This window comes from Agrobacterium sp. NPDC089420, from assembly GCF_044900305.1.
In the GTDB taxonomy this organism is placed as follows: domain Bacteria; phylum Pseudomonadota; class Alphaproteobacteria; order Rhizobiales; family Rhizobiaceae; genus Agrobacterium.
Map to the genome: position 1 here is coordinate 291,858 of NZ_JBJDMY010000003.1, position 17,923 is coordinate 309,780.

The following is a 17,923-nucleotide window of genomic DNA, read 5'->3' on the forward strand; positions in this document are numbered from 1 at the left end:
CAGGACGAAACGGCCTTGCCGGGCGCAGAATGGACATGCGGCGTTCTGATGGATCACACCGGCCGCAATGGTCGAAGGCAGGCGCTTGGGAGGGCGTCCGCACATGCTGGATACGCCGAAAAGCGCGCTCTTTCATCACTATATGGGCATTTCGCGGCTGCTGGCCGGGCAGCTCGAATTCAACGCCATCATTCAGGCGGTCGCCACCGAGATCAGCCATATCATCCCGCACGACCATATGGATGTCTGCATCAAGCAGCTGGATGACAAATATCATATCGCCTATGAAAGCGGTCTCGTCAGCGCCTGGAGCCGGCAGCCGCCGGCGCTTCTGACCGGCAGCCCGATCCGCTCCCTGCTTTCCGGCGCGGTCGAATATCTTCTGAGCGGCGATGCCTGCGCCGATCCGCGCTTTCATTTCGAAGGGTCGTTTTCGAGCCCGATCATCGAACTTGGCCTGCATAGCCGCCTGCATGTGCCGATGAAGGTGCATGGCGACATCATCGGCGCGCTCAGCTGTTCGTCACATCAGTCGGATGCCTATACGATGGAGGATGTCGCCAATGCCCGCGCGGTGGCGGATTTGCTGGCTCCCTATTTCTACGCCATCCGCGCCGCCGAACAGGCCAAGCGTTCCGCCATCGAGGAGGCGCGCGCCAATGCCCGCGAGGAGGGCCTGCGGTTGGGCGCGCTGCAACTGACGGAGGCGCTGGAGGCCGAGCGGCAGCGCATCGGCATGGATCTGCACGATCAGACGCTGGCGGACCTGACGCGGCTGGCGCGGCGCATCGAGCGCATGAGCCATGTCTCCGACGTTTCCGGCGAAATGCTGGAGCCGGTGGTGCGCAGCCTGCAGCATTGCATGCAGGACCTGCGTGAAATCATCGAGGAGGCAAAACCCTCCATCCTGCAATTGTTCGGTGTGGTGCAGGCGATCGAGACCTATGTGGACCGTTCCGTGCGCGACAGCGGATATGCGATCGAATGGTCGGTGACCGATGAGACGGAAGGGCGGGTGGAGAGGCTCGACAAGACGGTGGCCATCTCGCTGTTCCGCATCGTGCAGGAGGCGGTCAACAATGCCATTCGCCATGCCCAGCCGGACACCATAATGGTGACGCTTTCTTCGGTGGATGGCGGTTTGCGCGTGACGGTGAGCGATGACGGCAGCGGCGGTGGAGACGGCGCCTCGGGCGGCCTCGGCATCGGCAACATGAAGACGCGGGCGCGGCTGATTTCGGCGAGATTCGATATTGGCGGCAACGATGCGGGTGCCGGAACCCGCATGACGGTGACGCTGCCGGACAGCGCTTTCGACCGGCGGGAGGATGTGTGACATGGACGTGCTGATCGTCGAGGACGATGCGCTGCACCGCGCCTATCTGAATGAGGCCGTGCGCGCCGCCCTGCCGGAATGCGACAAGGTGCTGGAGGCGGCCAACGGCAGGACCGGTGAAAAGCTCGCGCGGGAAAACCGGGCCGCCCATATCGTCATGGATTTGCAGATGAACGAGCGCAACGGCATCGAGGCGGCGCGCACCATCTGGAAGGAGAGGCCGGATACCCGCATCCTGTTCTGGTCCAACTATTCCGACGAGGCCTATGTGCGCGGCGTCTCCCGCATCGTGCCGGAGGGGGCCGCCTATGGTTACGTGCTGAAATCTGCCTCCGATGACCGTCTGCGGCTGGCGCTGCGCAGCATCTTCATCGAGGCGCAATGCGTGATCGACCGCGAAGTGCGGGGGCTACAGGAAAAGAGCCTCGGCAAGGCGCATGGTTTTACCGATTCCGAATATGAAATTCTGGTCGATGTCGCGCTCGGCCTCACCGACAAGGCGATTGCGCGCCGGCGCAACCTGTCGCTGCGCAGCGTGCAGAACCGGCTGCAAAGCCTTTATGAAAAGCTGAACGTGCATCAGGCGCCGGGCGATGACGATACGGAAGGCCGATATAATCTCAGAACCCGTGCCGTCACCGTAGCCTTCCTGCGCAAGCTTTTGAATTACAGCGCTCTCGAAAGGGCCGAGCGGGACCTGGCGGAATGGGCGGCAAGCCGCTGAACCTTACGGCAAGAAGGCAAGCAGCCGTCTTTCATCGGCCCTGAGGCCGGAAACGGGTTTTGTGCCGACTTTCAAAATACGGCCAAGCTTCTTGTGCGCTTTTTCCTCCGTGGCGATATCGAGGACGGCCGGGTGCACATAGCTCTTGCGGCAGATGGCGGGCGTGTTGGAAAGCTCTGCGGCCGCTGCCTGGCACATGCCCTTGATGCTGGGTTTTTCCCCGGCCGCCACGTGTTCCATCGCATTGCAGAAGGCCGCGAGCGTGCCGCCCCAGGTGCGGAATGTCTTGGCCGAAATGCCCTGGCCGCCAATTCGCGAGAGATAGGCGTTGAGATCGCTGGAATCGACCGAATGCACCCGGTTTTCACTGTCCTGCCAGACGAAGAGTTCCTTGCCGGGCAGATCGGCGATCTCCTCGAGGATTTTCTGAAGGCGTGGGTGGCGCAATTGCCGTTTCACCTTCTGGCCGCCTTTGGCGGCGAAACGCAATTCGATCGTTTCCCCAAAGGAAACATGACGCTTGAGCAGGGTCGTCGCGCCGTAGGTGCCGTTGGTTTCGAGATAGGAGCGGTTGCCGACGCGCAGATAGGCGGCGTCGAGCAGCAGGGTGAGGGCGGCAAGCGTCATTTCCTGCCCGTGATCCTGCTTTTCGATGTCGGCGATGGCGCGGCGGCGAATGGTGGGCAGCGCCTTGCCGAAGCTCTTGAGCTGGAAGAATTTCGTCTCGCCTCTGAGAGCGTGCCAGTCGGGATGATAGCGATATTGTTTTCGCCCGCGCGCATCAAAGCCGGTCGCCTGCAAATGGCCGGCGGGATCGATGCAGATCCAGACGTCTTTATAGGCCGGCGGCACGCCGAGCGATTTGATGCGTTTCAGCTCGATGCCGTCGGATAGGAGTTCTCCGCCCGGCAGGCGGTAACAGAAACCCCGTCCGCGTTTCTCACGGGCTATACCCGGCTCCTGATCGTTGACATAGGCAAGTCCGATTTTGGCAAGAAGGCGGGTGGGCGGTTGTGGCATGGTTTCTTCCGACAGGTTTTACGCTGCGGCAAACGAACAACAGGCCGCCTTCGTTCCGGCGGCCTGTTGTTGTGATCAACGGTTTTTTCAGCCGGTCCTGGCGATCCGTAGAATCTGCGAGTTGCCGCCGCCGCGCTGTTCGGTCACGGCATAAACCGCACCGTCCGGTCCGATCTTGACATCACGGATGCGTGCCTCGAGCGGCAGGCGGCTTTCGGTTGCGACCCTGTCGCCATCGATATGCAGGATCACGAGCCCCTGGCTCACCAGGCTGCCGACAATGAAGGCACCCTTCCATTCGGGAATCTGGTCGCCGTCATAATAGGCCATGCCGGAAGGGCCGATGACCGGGTCCCAATAATAGACAGGCTGTTCCATGCCTTCCCTGGCGGTTGCGCCCTCACCTACAGACCGGCCGCTATATTCGACGCCATAGGTGATGACCGGCCAGCCGTAATTCAGACCGGCTTTCGGCAGGTTCAGCTCATCGCCGCCCTTGGGGCCATGTTCCACCGTCCACAGCCTGCCCTCTCCATCCAGCGCTGCCGCCTGCAGGTTGCGGTGGCCATAGCTCCAGATTTCGGGCAGCGCATCCTGCTGGCCGGCGAAGGGGTTGCCCTCAAAAGCCTTGCCGTCGGCATCGATGCGGAAGACCTTTCCGAGGCCGCTCGACAGATACTGCGCCTGCACGCGCGGCGTCGCATCCGAACGTTCGCCGACGGTGACGTAAAGCTCGTTGTCCGGGCCGAAGACGAGGCGGGAGCCGAAATGTTTGTCGCCGTCATAGGTCGGCATCTGGCGGAAAATCACCGAGACATCTTCCAGTTTTGCCGCACCGCCCTCTTCGGCCAGCCTGGCCGAGGCAACGGAGGTGCCGTTGCCGCCATCGCGCGGTTCGGAGAAGGAAAAGAAGATTTTGCGCGATGTCTCGAAATCCGGAGCCAGCGCTATGTCGAGAAGGCCGCCCTGTCCTGCGGAGGCGACGGCCGGTACGCCCTCTATTGCGGGGCCGGCCTTGCCGTCGGCGACGATATGCATGGCGCCTTCCTTGGCGGCGACGATCATGCGCCCATCCGGCAGGAATTCCATCGACCAAAGGTGCGGCAGGCCGTCGGCGACGACGGTTTTTTCGACGTTCGGCTGGGCGGCGGCCTGCGGCGCACGTGTCTGGCCCTCGAAAGCCGGCTTCTGGTCCGGCGCATTGGGCCGTTTCGTTTCGGCGGCCGGGGCGGTCTGTGCGTGGGCGGCGCCGGCAAGCGGCACGGCAAGCAGCGCGCACAGGATCGTCGAACTCAGAAATCGGTTGTTATGGAACATGGGTCTCCCTTCCATCGTTTACGTCAGGCAGAGAACCATTTGGGAAGGATTTCGTTTCTTGCGATAGTTTCAAGAAAACTTGATAAGGCCGTGTGCCCTTTTTCTCATCCATGCGAATTCATAAGGAACCGCATGGCCGCAGCCACGTTTGTCCTCTGTTATACGGAGGGCGCCATGCAGATCATCGACAACAAGACAATAGACGGCAACAGAACCAGGCCGATCCTGAACGTCGCGGAGTTCTGCCGCCGTTACCGGTTGGACAAGGCCGAAGAGACCCGGCTCAGAAAGCTGTTCGGCGAGTTCGCCTCGCGGCACGAGCTGCTGATGAATGCGCAGCGCAAACCGAGCTTTCGCTGATCATTCTTCCGGATCGGGAGATTTTCCGAAGATCATGAAGACATCGTAACGGGTATTCTTGCCTATTATCTGATGCGAGGGCTTGCGTATGCCCGGCATCGGCTCGGCGCGCAACGGCCATTTCAGAACCACCCGCTTCGTTGCATGCTCAAGCGCCGCCTCCATCAGTTCCATCTGGTCGGGATCGGAGCCCACCAGTTCCCGCAGCACCCGCATCTCCTTTTTCACCAGCGCCGTGTTATGGCGCGGCGGATGCATGGGGTCGACAACCACCACCTCGGGTGAAAGCTCTTTCAGCAACTGGCGTGAATCGCCGTGCAGCAGCGTCATGCGCGCCGCCGCTTCGGCATAGGCGCCGCCCGCTTCCACGGCGCGGCGAATGCCGTCGGCAAGATGCGCATGCATGTCCGGCGACCGTTCGATGAGGGTGACCTCCGCTCCGAGCGATGCAAGCAGGAAGGCATCCCGCCCCAGCCCAGCCGTGGCATCGACGATTTTCGGCGTGCGGCCCTTCGTAAAACCGGCGGCTTTGGGCAGGGCCTGTCCGCGTCCTTCGCCGGAGCGGAAACGGTGCCCGACCGCGCCGCCGACAAAATCCACCACGAAGCTTTCGCTTTCTTCCTTCATCTTGGACCTCAGAACGGGCAGGGCACGGTATAGGTGACGTCGCGGCCATCGGGATGGCGGAAGCCCACCTCTTGCGCATGCAACATCAGCCGCGGGGCGGCGGTAAGCGCCGCGCCTTCGGCATAAAATTCATCGCCGAGGATCGGATGGCCGAGCGCTTTCATATGCACCCGCAACTGGTGGGTGCGGCCGGTAAGCGGCGTGAGTGCCAGCCGCGTTGCCGGCAGCGGCAGCCGCTCCAAGACGCGCCACCGGCTTTGCGCCGACTTGCCGTTTTCATGGTCCACCCGGTGGCGCGGCTTGTTGTCGGGATCGATCGCCAACCGCAGATCCACCTCGCCTTCTTCACCCGCGACCGTGCCCCAGACGACGGCTACATAGGATTTGCGCGTCTCACGGTTCTCGAACTGGGCGGCGATGGCCGCATGCGCCTTGCGGTTCAGGGACATCAGCACGATGCCCGATGTGTCCTTGTCCAGCCGGTTGATCATCAGCGCTTTCGGAAACTGTTTCTGCACCCGCGTCATCAGGCTGTCGGCAAGCGCCGGATCGCGCCCCGGCACGGACAGAAGCCCGCTCGGCTTGTCCAGCACCAGCAGATCGTCATCCCGGTGCACGATGGTGAGCCAGGGGTCGAGCGGCGGAATGTATATGGGGTTGGAAAGCTTAAGTGACATGTCGCTTCCTTAGCACGAATCGCGCATTCGGACAGGCGCTAGTCGGGAATATGGAGATTGACGCGGCCGCTGGTCAGGTCGCTTAAAAGCCGGGTGAGTCGTTCGGCTTCCTCGGCCGGAACCGAGAGCAGCATATCCGCACCGGTGCCGGTAAAATCCTCCTTCTCCAGCCGCAGGTTCTGCGTGGCGGAAAGGCGCGATTTCACCAGCGCCAGATCGGAGAAGGGGCAGCTCAGCGCGGCGCTGACATAGGCGATGACCGGCGAGGTTTCGCCAAGCCGGAGGCAGGCCGCCGCCGTGCCGCCATAGGCGCGCATCAGCCCGCCGCTGCCGAGCAGGATGCCGCCTAACCAGCGGATGACGAGAGCCGCGACATTGTCCAGCTGTTGGCCGTCAATGGCCTGAAGGATCGGCTTGCCAGCCGTACCCGAAGGCTCGCCGTCATCGCTGAAACGATAGGTCTGGCCGCATCGCCATGCCCAGCAATTATGGTTCGCGTTGGGATCGGAATGCGCGGCGAGAAAGGTCTTCGCATCCTCTTCGCCGGTTACCGGTGCGGCAAAGGCGATGAAGCGGCTTTTCTTGATATCCTGCGAAAAGGTGACGGGTCGGTCGAGCGTGAACATGGGCGTTCAATATCGCATATATTCGCATGCGGAAATCGGTATAAGGCTCCCAGCGACAAAGATGGCGATGGAGAAGGTTTTGGCAAAGGCGAGGCAGGTCGCGATTGTCGGCGGCGGGCCGGCGGGGCTGATGGCGGCCGAGTTGCTTTCGGCCGCTGGCCATGCAGTGACGGTGTTTGAGGCGATGCCGACCGTGGCGCGCAAATTGCTGATGGCCGGAAAATCCGGCCTCAACATTACCCATGCCGAAGACTATGACAGTTTCCGCCACCGGTTTGGCGATGCCGAACCGCGGCTGCGCGCCGCTCTTGACGATTTCACGCCGGGCATGCTGCGCGCCTGGGCGCAGGGGCTGGGGCAGGAAACCTTCGTCGGCACGTCGGGCAGGGTGTTCCCGAAGGTCATGAAAGCCTCACCGCTGCTGCGCGCCTGGCTCGCGAGGCTGGAGGCGCAAGGTGTTGCGATCAGGACGCGGCATCGCTGGACGGGCTTTTCCGGCAAGCGGCTGGTTTTTATGACACCGGGGGGCGAACGCGCCATCGAGGCCGATGCCGTGCTGCTGGCGCTCGGCGGCGCGAGCTGGCCGCGGCTGGGCTCCGATGCGGCATGGGTGCCGGTGCTGGCGGAGAAGGGCGTAGAGGTCGCGCCGTTCCGTCCCGCCAATTGCGGTTTCGACATCGACTGGAGCGATGTCTTCCGCGAGCGCTTTGCAGGCGAGGCCGTGAAATCCACCGTCACCATTTCGCCGGCGGGAGCCTTTCAGGGCGAGTTCGTCATCACGAAGCATGGCATCGAGGGCAGCGTGGTCTATGCCCATTCCGCCGCGCTGCGCGACCGGCTGCAACAGACGGGCAAGGCCGCGCTCGCCATCGATCTTGCGCCTGGACGCACGGTGGAACGGCTCAGCCGGGATATGGCGAAGCTTGGGCGCAAGGAGAGTTTTGCAAACCGCATGCGCAAGGCGGCCGGCCTGTCTTCCGTCAAAGTCGTTCTTCTGCGGGAAATCTTTCCTGACATCGCGGCCATGCCGGACGATTTCGTCGCCGCAAGAATAAAACATGCGGAAATACCGCTCTTACGGCCGAGGCCGATTGCCGAGGCGATTTCATCGGCCGGCGGTCTCTCCTTTAGCGGTATTGACGAGAACTACATGCTGAAAAAGCTCCCCGGCCTGTTCGCTGCCGGGGAAATGCTGGATTGGGAAGCGCCGACGGGCGGTTATCTGCTGACCGCCTGTTTCGCCACCGGCAAGGCGGCGGCGAAGGGGATGGCCAGATGGCTCGAAGGTTCAGCCTGACAGCCGTTCCGTTCTGCCGCCGTCCTCGCCATGTGTCCTGACGAGGCAACGCATGATGGCGTCGGTGGTGACGGCGCCAAGCGTCTTGCCGTTTTCGCTCACGACCGTCGCGCTGCCGACATTTTCGCGCACGAGCGCGCGCAGACCCTCTTCAACCGTCATATCCGCATCGAGCTGAAGCCGCGACTGGCCGGAAAATTCCGGCTGGACGATGGCGCCGAGGCGGATGACCCGGCCGCGATTGACCTCTTCGACGAAGGCCTCGATATAGCTGTCGGCCGGTGACATGACGATTTCGGCTGCCGTGCCCTGCTGGATGATCTCGCCGTCGCGCAGGATGGCGATCTTGTCTCCCAGCCGCAGCGCTTCGTCGAGGTCATGGGTGATGAAGACGACGGTCTTCTTCAATTCCTTCTGCAACTCAAGCAGCACCGTCTGCATGTCGACGCGGATAAGCGGATCGAGCGCCGAATAGGCCTCGTCCATCAGCAGGATTTCGGCATTGTTGGTCAGCGCCCGGGCAAGGCCGACGCGTTGCTGCATGCCGCCGGAAAGCTGGTTGGGATAGTGGCTGGAGAAACCCTCCAGCCCCACGCGGCGGATCCAGACGTCGGCCCGCTCTTCGCGCTCGCGCTTGTCGATGCCCTGCACTTCGAGGCCATAGACGACATTCTGCAGCACGTTGCGATGTGGCAGGAGGCCGAATTTCTGGAACACCATCGCCGTCTTGTGGCGGCGAAACTCCAGGAGCTCCGCTTCGCTGAGGCGACAGACATCGGCTCCGCCATAGAGGATTTCACCGGCGGTCGGGTCGATCAGCCGGTTGACGTGGCGGATCAGCGTCGATTTGCCCGAGCCGGAAAGGCCCATGATGACGGTGATCTGCCCGCCGGGCATGGTGATGTTGATATCGCGCAGGCCAAGCACATGGCCGTGCCTGGCGTTGAGTTCCGCCTTTGACATGCCGGCCCTGACGGGTTCGACAAAATCTGCCGCCTTGGAACCGAAAATCTTGTAGAGGCTGCGAATTTCGATCGATTGACTAGCCATGCGCCACTTCCCGGTGTTTTTGCAGGCGAAGGCCATAGGCCTGGCTGATGCGGTCGAAGATGATGGCGATGCCGACAATGGCAAGCCCGTTGAAGACGCCGAGCGTGAAATACTGGTTGGCGATGGCCTTCAGAACCGGCTGGCCGAGGCCCTGCACGCCGATCATCGAGGCGATGACGACCATGGCGAGCGCCATCATGATGGTCTGGTTGATGCCGGCCATGATGGTGGGGAGTGCGAGCGGCAGCTGCACCTTGAAAAGCTTCTGGCGCTTGGAGGACCCGAAGGCGTCTGCCGCTTCCAGCACGTCGCGGTCGACCATGCGAATGCCGAGATTGGTGAGGCGGATCATCGGCGGAATGGCGTAGATGACGACGGCGATGACACCGGGCACGCGGCCGATGCCGAGCAGCATGACGACGGGAATGAGATAGACGAAACTCGGCATCGTCTGCATCACGTCGAGAACGGGATTGACCACATTCTGCAGGCGGTTGGAGCGGGCCATGGCGATGCCGATCGGCAGGCCGATGACGATGGACAGCACGGCGCAGACGAAGATCATCGAAATCGTCTTCATCGTGTCTTCCCACATGCCGAACCAGCCGATGGCGAAGAGAATGCCGCAACAGAGGGCAACGATGGTGGCGCTGCGGCTGGCGAACCAGGCGAGCGCGCCGACAATAAGAATAACGACCGGCCATGGCGCGCCGATCAAAAGCCTTTCCGCCCAGATGAGGAAGCTTTGAAGGGGCGTGAACAGCCCCTCTATCGCGCTGCCATAGCTTCGGGTAAATGCCCGGAAACCTTCGTCGATGACTTTTTTCAAGCCGCGCAGAGCATCGTCATTCATGGTCGGAAATTTGAAAAGCCATTCCATATCCTGTTCTCCATGACGAACCGGAGGCGCGGATCGATATTCTTCGCGCTCCGGGAGTACAATCGCCAGAGCGCAGCCGCGTCTTCAGAAAGGACCGGCTGGACGCTCTATCCTGTTGAACCGGCGCATCGTGCTCGTGAAAATCCAGGTGGTTTTCGGGCAGCGATGCCGCCCGGCGGCGCCTGTGACGACCGCCGGGTTCCGGGCAGATATGTCGGATCCGCCTTAAAGGGCGGCCTTGACCTTTTGCGCGACGTCAGGAGACACCCAGCCCGTCCACAGCGCCTCGTTTTCCTTGAGGAAGTGCTTGGCGCCGTCTTCGCCGGTCGCCTGGTTGTCGGTCATCCAGGCAATCAGCTTGTTGACGGTGTCGTTTGTCCAGGCGCGCTTGTTCAGATAGTCCATGGCCGGGCCTGCACGGTCGGCGAAGGTCTTGCTGACCAGGGTCTGCACGTCGTCCACCTGCCAGGCGTTGGGTTTCGGGTCGGCGCAGTCGGCGACGGAGGTGCAGCGCTTCCATTCGTCCGCATCATATTCGGCGCCGAAACCGAGTTTCACCATCTCATATTTACCGAGCAGCGAGGTCGGCGCCCAATAATAACCGACCCAGGGCTGCTTGGCCTCGTAAGCCTTGGCGATGGAGCCGTCGAGACCGGCGGCAGAGCCGGTGTCGACGAGGGTGAAGCCGGCTTTTTCACCACCGAAGGCCTTGAACAATTGCGCGGTGACGACGGTGCCGCCCCAGCCCTGCGGGCCGTTGAAGACAGCGCCCTTCGCCTTGTCTTCCGGCGAGGGGAAGAGTTCTGGGTGTTTGAAGAGGTCCGGAATGGTCTTGAGGTCGGGATTGGCGTCGGCGACATATTTCGGAATCCACCAGCCCTGAACGGCGCCGTCGGAGAGGATTTTTGCAGCCGCCACGACCTTGCCGCCTTCCAGCCCCTGCTTGACGATTTCGGGCTGTAGGCTGACCCAGGCTTCCGGCGCAATATCCGGCTGGCCTTTTTCGGCCATGGAGGTCAAAGTCGGCACGGTGTCGCCGGTAACGATTTCGGCAGCGCAGCCATAGCCCTTTTCAAGAATGAACTTGTCGAGATTGGCGGCGACTTCGGCCGATTGCCAGTTCATGCTGGCAATCGTCACGTTTCCACAGTCGGCGGCAAAGGCAGCGCCGCCTGAAAAGGCGAAACCGGCGGAAAGAATTGTGGCACCCAAAAGTATTTTCATTGTTGTTCCCTCTGGTCGCGGTGTGCGAAGACCCGGGCGCGGACGGCACCGCGACCGTCAGCGTCTGTATTGAGGCTTAATAATTCCTTTGTGGCCGTTCCGTTTGCGGCAATTTCTGGCGTTTTGAGGATGGCAATTATCAATCAATCGTCAGCTTTGACGGGCTTGCTTGTGAAATTCTCCGTGGCGGGCGGGCCGTTTTTCTTTGGGCGCGGAGATGCCCCGGGCATATTTTACAGAAAGTGGAACTTTTCCGAAATTGCGAAAAGCCGGGAACAATAAAAGGAAGTTTTTGTTTTCTTGGACTTTTATTTCTTTCTGTATTACGGGAGATTTTCTCTCGGTTTCTGTGGTGATGTGAATGACCAATCTTCGTGCTGCCCCGGTATGGCCGATCGGCGGCGGTGAAACGGGTGAGCTTGTGCGCCGCTTCGACTGGTCGCAGACATCACTCGGACCTATCTGCGACTGGCCGCAAAATCTGAGGCAAAAGGCCAATTCCGTCGTTAATTCCCCCATTCCGCAGGTGCTGATGTGGGGCGGCGACCATGTGATGATCTATAATGACGGCTATGCGGAAATTGCCGGCAATTATCATCCGAAGGCGCTCGGCGGCACGGTGCCCGGCATCTGGCCGGAAATCTGGGACTGGAACAGCCGCATTCTGGAGGCCGGTTTCCGCGGAGAGGTCATGGCCTATCGCGACCAGCCGATGACGCTGATGCGCCATGGCCTGCCGGAAGAGGTGATCTTCGACCTGTTCTATACGCCGATCTATAATGACGGCGGCACGGTGGACGGCGTTTTATGCACCGTTCTTGAAAATACCGACAAGGTGAAGGCGGTGGAGGCGCTGGAGCAAAGCCGCACGGAGCTGACCCGGCTTACCAACGCCCTGCCGATCCTGGTGGGTTATGTCGACCGCGACTACGTCTATAAATTCGCCAATGACGGTTATCTGGAATGGTTCGGCCGCAGCGCCGAAGAGGTGATCGGCCACAGCGTCCCCGAAATCGTCGGCGAGGCGTTTTTCGAGGCGCGCCGGGCCTATCTCGATCGCGCGTTTGCTGGTGAGAAGATCGTTTCCGATACCATGATCCGCAGGCCGGACGGCACCCAGCGCGCCGCCGAAATACGTTATGTGCCGCGCCATATCGCCGATGGCTCCATCGACGGCATCTATGTGCTGATCATCGATATCGAGGATCGCAAGCGTTCGGAACAGGAAATGCTCATCAGCAACAACCGTTTCCGCGCGGCCGTGGACGCCGTGCATGGCGTGTTGTGGACCAACAGCGCCGACGGCAGGATGCTGGGCGAGCAGCCCGCCTGGGCCGGGCTGACAGGCCAAAGCCCCGATGAATATCGGGGATTTGGCTGGGCGGATGCGGTTCATCCGGAAGACCGGGACGGTTCTGTCGAGAGCTGGAACAAGGCGGTCGCGGAAAAGTCGACATATATTTGGGAACATCGCGTGCGCCGCCATGACGGTGTATACCGCACCTTTGCCATCCGCGGCGTGCCGATTTTCGACGGCGATGGCGCCATTGTGGAATGGGTCGGCGTTCATACGGATATCACCGAACAGCGGCAGGCGGAAAACACCCTCAAGGACCATGCCAGCAATCTCGAGCGCGAGATACGCCACCGCATTCGCGCGGAAGAGCAGCTTCGGCAATTGAACGAGAGCCTGGAAGCGCGCGTCGAGACGGAAATGGCCGAGCGGCGCCAGACCGAAAGGGCCTTGCAGCAGGCGCAGAAAATGGAATCCATCGGCCAGCTGACGGGCGGCGTGGCGCATGATTTCAACAATCTGCTTCAGGTGATCGCCGGCAATCTGCAATTGCTGTCGAAGGATGTGAACGGCAACGAGCGGGCCGAGCGGCGGCTGGAAAACGCCCTTGCCGGCGTGCATCGCGGTGCAAAGCTTGCCAGCCAGCTGCTGGCCTTCGGCCGCCGTCAGGCGCTGGAACCACGGGTCATCAACATTGCCCGTTTTGTCACCGGCATGGACGATCTGCTGCGCCGTTCGCTGGGTGAAGCGATCGAGGTGGAGGTCATCACCTCCGGTGGCCTGTGGAACACCTATGCCGATCCCAACCAGGTGGAAAATGCGCTCCTCAATCTTGCCATCAATGCGCGCGACGCCATGGAAGGGCACGGCAAGCTGACCATCGAAGTCGGCAATGCGGTTCTTGACCGCGATTACGCCCGCAAGCATTCGGAGGTTTCGGCCGGGCAATATGTGATGCTCGCCGTCACCGACACCGGCTCCGGCATGTCGCCGGAAATTCTGGAAAAGGTCTTCGAACCGTTCTTTTCGACCAAGCCGGAGGGCAAGGGCACCGGCCTTGGACTTTCCATGGTTTATGGTTTCGCAAAACAGTCCAGCGGCCACGTCAACATCTATAGCGAGGTGGGGCAGGGCACGACGGTGAAGATGTATCTGCCGCGCTCCGCTGCCGATGAGGATCGGGAAGTGGTGATGCCGACCGGTCCCGTCGAGGGTGGAACGGAAACCATCCTCGTGGTGGAGGACGATGAGGAGGTGCGCGGCACCGTCGTGGAGACGCTGACCGATCTCGGATACCGGGTGCTCACCGCCCGCGATGCGCAGGCCGGTCTGACCGTGGTGGAAAGCGGCATCCCGATCGATGTCATCTTCACGGACGTGGTGATGCCGGGACCCTTGAAGAGCCGGGAAATGGCCCGCCGCGCGCAGGAGCGTCTGCCCAATCTCGCGGTTCTTTTCACGTCGGGTTATACGGAAAACTCCATCGTGCATGGCGGCAAGCTGGATGCCGGGGTGGAGCTTCTCTCCAAGCCTTATACGCGCGAAGCGCTGGCGCGGCGCATTCGCCATGTCATCGCCAATCGCAAGCAGGTTTCCCTGTCGAGGGCACGGCCGGTCTCTGCGCCGGGTCTTTCAACGCCGAACGAAACGGCGCGGACCGCCGAAAACCAAAACAGGACCATCCGCGTCCTTCTGGTGGAGGATGACGAGCTGATCCGGATGAATTCGGCGGAAATGCTCGCCGATTCCGGTTTTGCCGTCATCGAGGCGGGAAACGCCGCGCAGGCGCTGAAGGCGATCGAGACGGACCCTATCGATGTTCTCGTTACCGATATCGGTCTTCCCGACATGAAGGGCGGTGAACTGGCGGTGGAGGCGCTGCGCCGCAGGCCGAGGCTTGCCCTCGTGTTTGCGACGGGGGACAGCCATCTGCCGGAAGGCGCGCCGAAAAGCGCGGTGCTGCTGACCAAACCCTATGACGAGCAGCAGATCATCGCTGCCGTTGAACTGGCCCATGCGGGCAGGGTGGCGGTGGAATAGGCCGCCGCCCTGCCTTTGCTTCAGTAACCGCGCGCCATATCGACCGTTTCCGGCAGCTTGCCGGTTTCGCGCCAGACGTGGACATTGCCGGCGACGATCCGGGCGGAACTTTCCCGGCTTGTCGGCGCGGAAATATGCGGCAGGACGGTGACCTTGGGGTGCCGCCAGAAGGCTGAGGAAGCAGACAGCGGCTCCTGCTCGAAGACATCGAGGACGGCATGCGAAAGCCTGCCGGAATCGAGCGCTGCAACCAGATCGTCGGCAATGATGACGGCGCCACGGGCGAAATTGACGAGAGCTGCTCCCTGTTTCATCGAGGCGAGACGGTGGGCATCGAGCAGCCCGCGCGTTGCGTCGGTGAGTGGCACCAGGCAGACGAGGATGTCGCTTTTTTCCAGCAATGCCCGCAGGCCGTGATCGCCTGTCAGCGTTTCCACGCCCGCGATCGTCTTTTCCGAGCGGCTCCAGCCGGCGACCTTGAACCCGGCATGGGTGAGGCGCTCCGCAGCAGCCGTGCCGAGCGCGCCGAGCCCGAGCAGGCCGATGGTCATCTCGCTTGGATGGCGGTAGTCCAGTTCCTGCCAGAGCGCCTTTTGCTGGTTTTCGCGATAGGCCGGCATGTCCCGCTGCAGATAATAGGTCCATGCCAGCACGGCCTCCGCCATGACGCGTGAAAGCTCCGGGTCCTTCAGCCGGACGATGGGTGGCGCCTTGCCGCCCAGTTCCAGCACCAGCCGCTCGACGCCCGCCCAGAGACTGTGGATCCATGTGAGGCCCGGCAGTGCGGCAATATCGGCCGGATCGGGATTGGCGACGATGGCGAAATCCACGGCCTTTCTCTGTTCGTCCGTCAATTCGGAGAAGGAGAGGATTTCCTCCTGCGGCATGGCGGCGCGCAGCGTCTGTTTCCAGAGGGTTTCCGCTTCCGCATTCATCCGCGAAACAAAGGCGATGGGTGATGGCATGGGACTGGTCCTGCTTGCGATTTTAGCTTTACGCCATCAATGCGCAATTTCGGCGGGCAATACCATGGGTTTGTCGTTGGAATCTTCAACGGAACAAAACGGCCCGGTTTTCACCGGGCCGTTTCACGATCAGGCGTTTTCCTTCACCGGCGGCTTGGCGTCGCCGTAATAGGCCGAGAAGCTCTCGTGATAATGCTCGGAACCGCCGGGGCCGGCATAACGCTGGAGTTCCGTCATGTCGGTCTTGTTCAGCACGATGCCCAGCGTCTTGTTGGCGATCTGCGGTTCGTTGGCCATCAGGTTCTGCACCATCTGGATCGGCGTCTTGCCCCATTCGGTGACGAAGACGAAACCGTCCACTTGCGGTGCGAAGGCCTTGGCGTCGATGACGGGCACCACCGGCGCCAGGTCGACGATGATGTAGTCGCAGGCCTCACGGGCGGATTCGATGAATTTGCGCATGCCGGAGGAGGAAAGCAGCTCGCTGGAATGGGCAAACTGGTTGCTGGTGGAAACCGGCAGGATGCCCATCTTGGTGCGTGTATCCACCTTCACCGCCTGCGTCCAGGGAACCTCATCGAGCACCACTTCCACCAGGCCGGCGGATTGCCGTGTCGTCAGCATGCGGCTGAGGCCGGGATTGCGGATATCGGCATCCACCACCAGCGTGCGCTTGCCGGTGGAGGCGATCAGCCCGGCGAGATTGAGCGCCACGACCGACTTGCCTTCGTTCGGCAGGCAGGAAATGACACCGATGACGCGGCACTGGCGCTCCTGAATGACGACATCCGCCGTCAGTTTCACGTTGCGAAGCGTCTCGGCAAAGCTGGAGCGCGGGCTGTCGACGGCAAGGCGCAGCATCTTCTGGAACGAGACCTGCCCGCTTTCGTCAAGCGTGGCGTTTTCGCTGCCGGGGGTGGCGGCGCTGGTGCCGGGTTTGGCCGTTTCCACGCCCCTTTCGCCGATAAAGGGAAGATAGCCCAGAAAACGCATGCGCAGATTGTCACGCACATCGTTGCCCGTGTGGAAGAAACGATCGCGGAATTCGAGAAGTGCGGCAATACCCCCACCCAGCATCAGGCCGAGGATGACCGAAAGCGCCATGGTCATGGTCTTTTTCGGGCTGGAAGGCGATGTCGGCAGGCCGGCTTCGGAGATGATGCGGGCCTTGGCGATCGGCAGCGACTGCTTCTGGGACGCTTCCTCGAAGCGGCCGAGATAGGACTGATAGAGGGTGCGCAGCGCCGTCGCCCGCTGTTCGAGTTCGCGCAGCTGCACCATGGTGATGTTGGCCTCGGAATTGCGGCCCGCCACCCGGTCGATATTGTCGCGCAGCGACTGCACGCGGGAATTGGTGACGTCGTATTCGTTCTTCAGGCTGCCGGTCAGCTGCTGCAGTTCCTGATAGATCTGCCGCGAAACTTCTTTCTTTTCGGCGTCCAGCGCCACCGCCTGCGGGTGATCCGCGCCGAATTGCTGGACGATGCCCTGCTGCCGGTCGGAAATGGTGATGTAGCGTTTGCGCAGATCCTGGATGACCGAATTGTCGGTGTCGCGGGCGGAAACGACGGCATTGTCGACCGCCGCATCCGGTCCCCGGTCGATGATCGACTTATACTGGTTGTAACGGGCAGACGCCGTCGCGGCATCGGCCTGGGCGGCAATCAGCTGGCCGTTCAGATCGGCAAGCTGGCCTTCCGACATCAGCTCGCCGCGCGAGGAAACGATGTTGTTGTCCGACTTGAATTTCTGCACCGCCAGTTCAGCCGCCTGGGCGCGCTGGTTGAGGTCGGTCATGCGCTCCTGCAACCACACGGAGGCGCGCTCGCTGGCGTCGAAATTGGCGTTCAGCTGTTCGGTGAGATAGGCCTGCGCATAGGTCTTGGCGATCTGCGCGGCAAGCTGGCGGTCTGTCGAGCGGGTGGAAATGGCAATGACCGAGCTACGGCCGACACGTTCCACCGTCAGCGACTGCTGCAGCACGGCAGCGGCCTTTTCGCGGCGTCCGGCGCGGATTGCGGCTTCGGAAACCGGCGGATCGCCCGGCAGGACGAGGTCGAGGATACCGCGCACGGAGGATTTGACGAGCTCGACCGGCGACATCGGCGGATTGACGATGGTGTCGTTCTCGTCAAGCTTGGCCTTGTCGACCACCGTCAGCGCCATTTCCTTGGATTTCAGGATTTCCACGGCGCTGGCGATGCGGTTGTCGACGATCTGTGCGGCGGGCACCGGCGATTCCTCTTCCGCATAACGGGAGAGGCTTTCATCCAAGAGCACCTGTGTCATCGCGGTGTAAACGGGGGTCGCAAGCACCAGATAAAGACCGGCCAGGACCACGGCGGCGATGACCGCGGCGGCGATGACATTGGCGCGGCGCACCACGGCGGCCCACAGGCGGTCGAGGTCGATGAACGTGTCGGAATCCTTGCCGGATTCCGGAAAACCGATATTGGATTTAAAGGTCTTGTGGTGCATGGACCTAC

At 61.8% G+C, this 17,923-nt stretch carries 15 protein-coding genes; 5 read left to right on the plus strand and 10 right to left on the minus strand.

Annotated elements, in window-relative coordinates:
* The first annotated feature begins 103 nt into the window (after positions 1–103).
* Positions 104–1,336 carry an ATP-binding protein gene (locus ACI2KA_RS06065; RefSeq protein WP_404500166.1) on the plus strand — a complete coding sequence of 411 codons (1,233 nt, stop codon included), beginning with the start codon at positions 104–106 and terminating at the stop codon, positions 1,334–1,336.
* A 1-nt stretch (position 1,337) separates the two neighbouring features.
* Positions 1,338–2,060: a response regulator gene (locus ACI2KA_RS06070; RefSeq protein WP_404500168.1), complete on the plus strand. Its 723-nt coding sequence runs from the start codon at positions 1,338–1,340 to the stop codon at positions 2,058–2,060.
* Between the two features lie 3 nt (positions 2,061–2,063).
* Here ACI2KA_RS06070 and ACI2KA_RS06075 read toward each other — a convergent pair whose 3' ends face one another.
* Positions 2,064–3,080, minus strand: a complete 1,017-nt coding sequence (locus tag ACI2KA_RS06075) for a DNA topoisomerase IB (RefSeq protein ID WP_404500170.1) — start codon at positions 3,078–3,080, stop codon at positions 2,064–2,066.
* 87 nt (positions 3,081–3,167) lie between these two features.
* Positions 3,168–4,397 carry a PQQ-dependent sugar dehydrogenase gene (locus ACI2KA_RS06080; RefSeq protein ID WP_404500172.1) on the minus strand — a complete coding sequence of 410 codons (1,230 nt, stop codon included), beginning with the start codon at positions 4,395–4,397 and terminating at the stop codon, positions 3,168–3,170.
* A 174-nt stretch (positions 4,398–4,571) separates the two neighbouring features.
* Here ACI2KA_RS06080 and ACI2KA_RS06085 point away from each other — a divergent pair, with 174 nt between their 5' ends.
* Entirely contained in the window at positions 4,572–4,757 is a 186-nt protein-coding gene (locus ACI2KA_RS06085; protein WP_020812967.1) for a hypothetical protein, read from the plus strand.
* Here ACI2KA_RS06085 and ACI2KA_RS06090 read toward each other — a convergent pair whose 3' ends face one another.
* Genes ACI2KA_RS06090 through ACI2KA_RS06100 form a run of 3 tightly spaced genes read right to left on the minus strand, consistent with a single transcriptional unit; the run spans position 4,758 to position 6,687 of the window.
* Complete coding sequence (locus ACI2KA_RS06090; protein ID WP_404500175.1) at positions 4,758–5,384, minus strand: class I SAM-dependent methyltransferase; 627 nt, start codon at positions 5,382–5,384, stop codon at positions 4,758–4,760.
* 8 nt (positions 5,385–5,392) lie between these two features.
* Positions 5,393–6,061, minus strand: a complete 669-nt coding sequence (locus tag ACI2KA_RS06095; RefSeq protein ID WP_404500177.1) for a pseudouridine synthase — start codon at positions 6,059–6,061, stop codon at positions 5,393–5,395.
* A 38-nt stretch (positions 6,062–6,099) separates the two neighbouring features.
* Positions 6,100–6,687 carry an IMPACT family protein gene (locus ACI2KA_RS06100; RefSeq protein ID WP_404500179.1) on the minus strand — a complete coding sequence of 196 codons (588 nt, stop codon included), beginning with the start codon at positions 6,685–6,687 and terminating at the stop codon, positions 6,100–6,102.
* A gap of 67 nt (positions 6,688–6,754) precedes the next feature.
* Here ACI2KA_RS06100 and ACI2KA_RS06105 point away from each other — a divergent pair, with 67 nt between their 5' ends.
* Complete coding sequence (locus ACI2KA_RS06105) at positions 6,755–7,984, plus strand: TIGR03862 family flavoprotein (RefSeq protein ID WP_404500181.1); 1,230 nt, start codon at positions 6,755–6,757, stop codon at positions 7,982–7,984.
* Here the strand turns inward: ACI2KA_RS06105 and ACI2KA_RS06110 are convergent.
* The 3 genes from ACI2KA_RS06110 to ACI2KA_RS06120 form a co-directional block, all read right to left on the minus strand.
* The gene (locus tag ACI2KA_RS06110) at positions 7,976–9,034 is read right to left on the minus strand and encodes a glycine betaine/L-proline ABC transporter ATP-binding protein (protein WP_404500183.1); all 1,059 of its coding nucleotides are present in this window, start codon (positions 9,032–9,034) and stop codon (positions 7,976–7,978) included. The genes ACI2KA_RS06105 and ACI2KA_RS06110 overlap by 9 nt on opposite strands.
* Positions 9,027–9,914, minus strand: a complete 888-nt coding sequence (locus tag ACI2KA_RS06115; RefSeq protein ID WP_404500185.1) for an ABC transporter permease — start codon at positions 9,912–9,914, stop codon at positions 9,027–9,029. Before ACI2KA_RS06115 ends, ACI2KA_RS06110 begins: the two co-directional genes overlap by 8 nt.
* A 225-nt stretch (positions 9,915–10,139) precedes the next feature.
* On the minus strand, positions 10,140–11,138 hold the full coding sequence (locus tag ACI2KA_RS06120) for an ABC transporter substrate-binding protein (RefSeq protein ID WP_404500187.1): 999 nt from the start codon (positions 11,136–11,138) through the stop codon (positions 10,140–10,142).
* Positions 11,139–11,499: 361 nt separating this feature from the next.
* Between ACI2KA_RS06120 and ACI2KA_RS06125 the strand changes: the two genes are divergently transcribed.
* Positions 11,500–14,472 carry a PAS domain-containing protein gene (locus tag ACI2KA_RS06125; protein ID WP_404500189.1) on the plus strand — a complete coding sequence of 991 codons (2,973 nt, stop codon included), beginning with the start codon at positions 11,500–11,502 and terminating at the stop codon, positions 14,470–14,472.
* 20 nt (positions 14,473–14,492) lie between these two features.
* On the opposite strand, the gene ACI2KA_RS06130 is transcribed toward ACI2KA_RS06125, so the two are convergent.
* Both ACI2KA_RS06130 and ACI2KA_RS06135 read right to left on the minus strand, forming a co-directional pair.
* Complete coding sequence (locus ACI2KA_RS06130; protein ID WP_404500191.1) at positions 14,493–15,437, minus strand: 2-hydroxyacid dehydrogenase; 945 nt, start codon at positions 15,435–15,437, stop codon at positions 14,493–14,495.
* A gap of 129 nt (positions 15,438–15,566) precedes the next feature.
* A complete protein-coding gene (locus tag ACI2KA_RS06135) occupies positions 15,567–17,915 on the minus strand; it encodes a polysaccharide biosynthesis tyrosine autokinase (protein WP_404500193.1) in 2,349 nt (782 codons plus the stop codon).
* Positions 17,916–17,923: the final 8 nt, after the last annotated feature.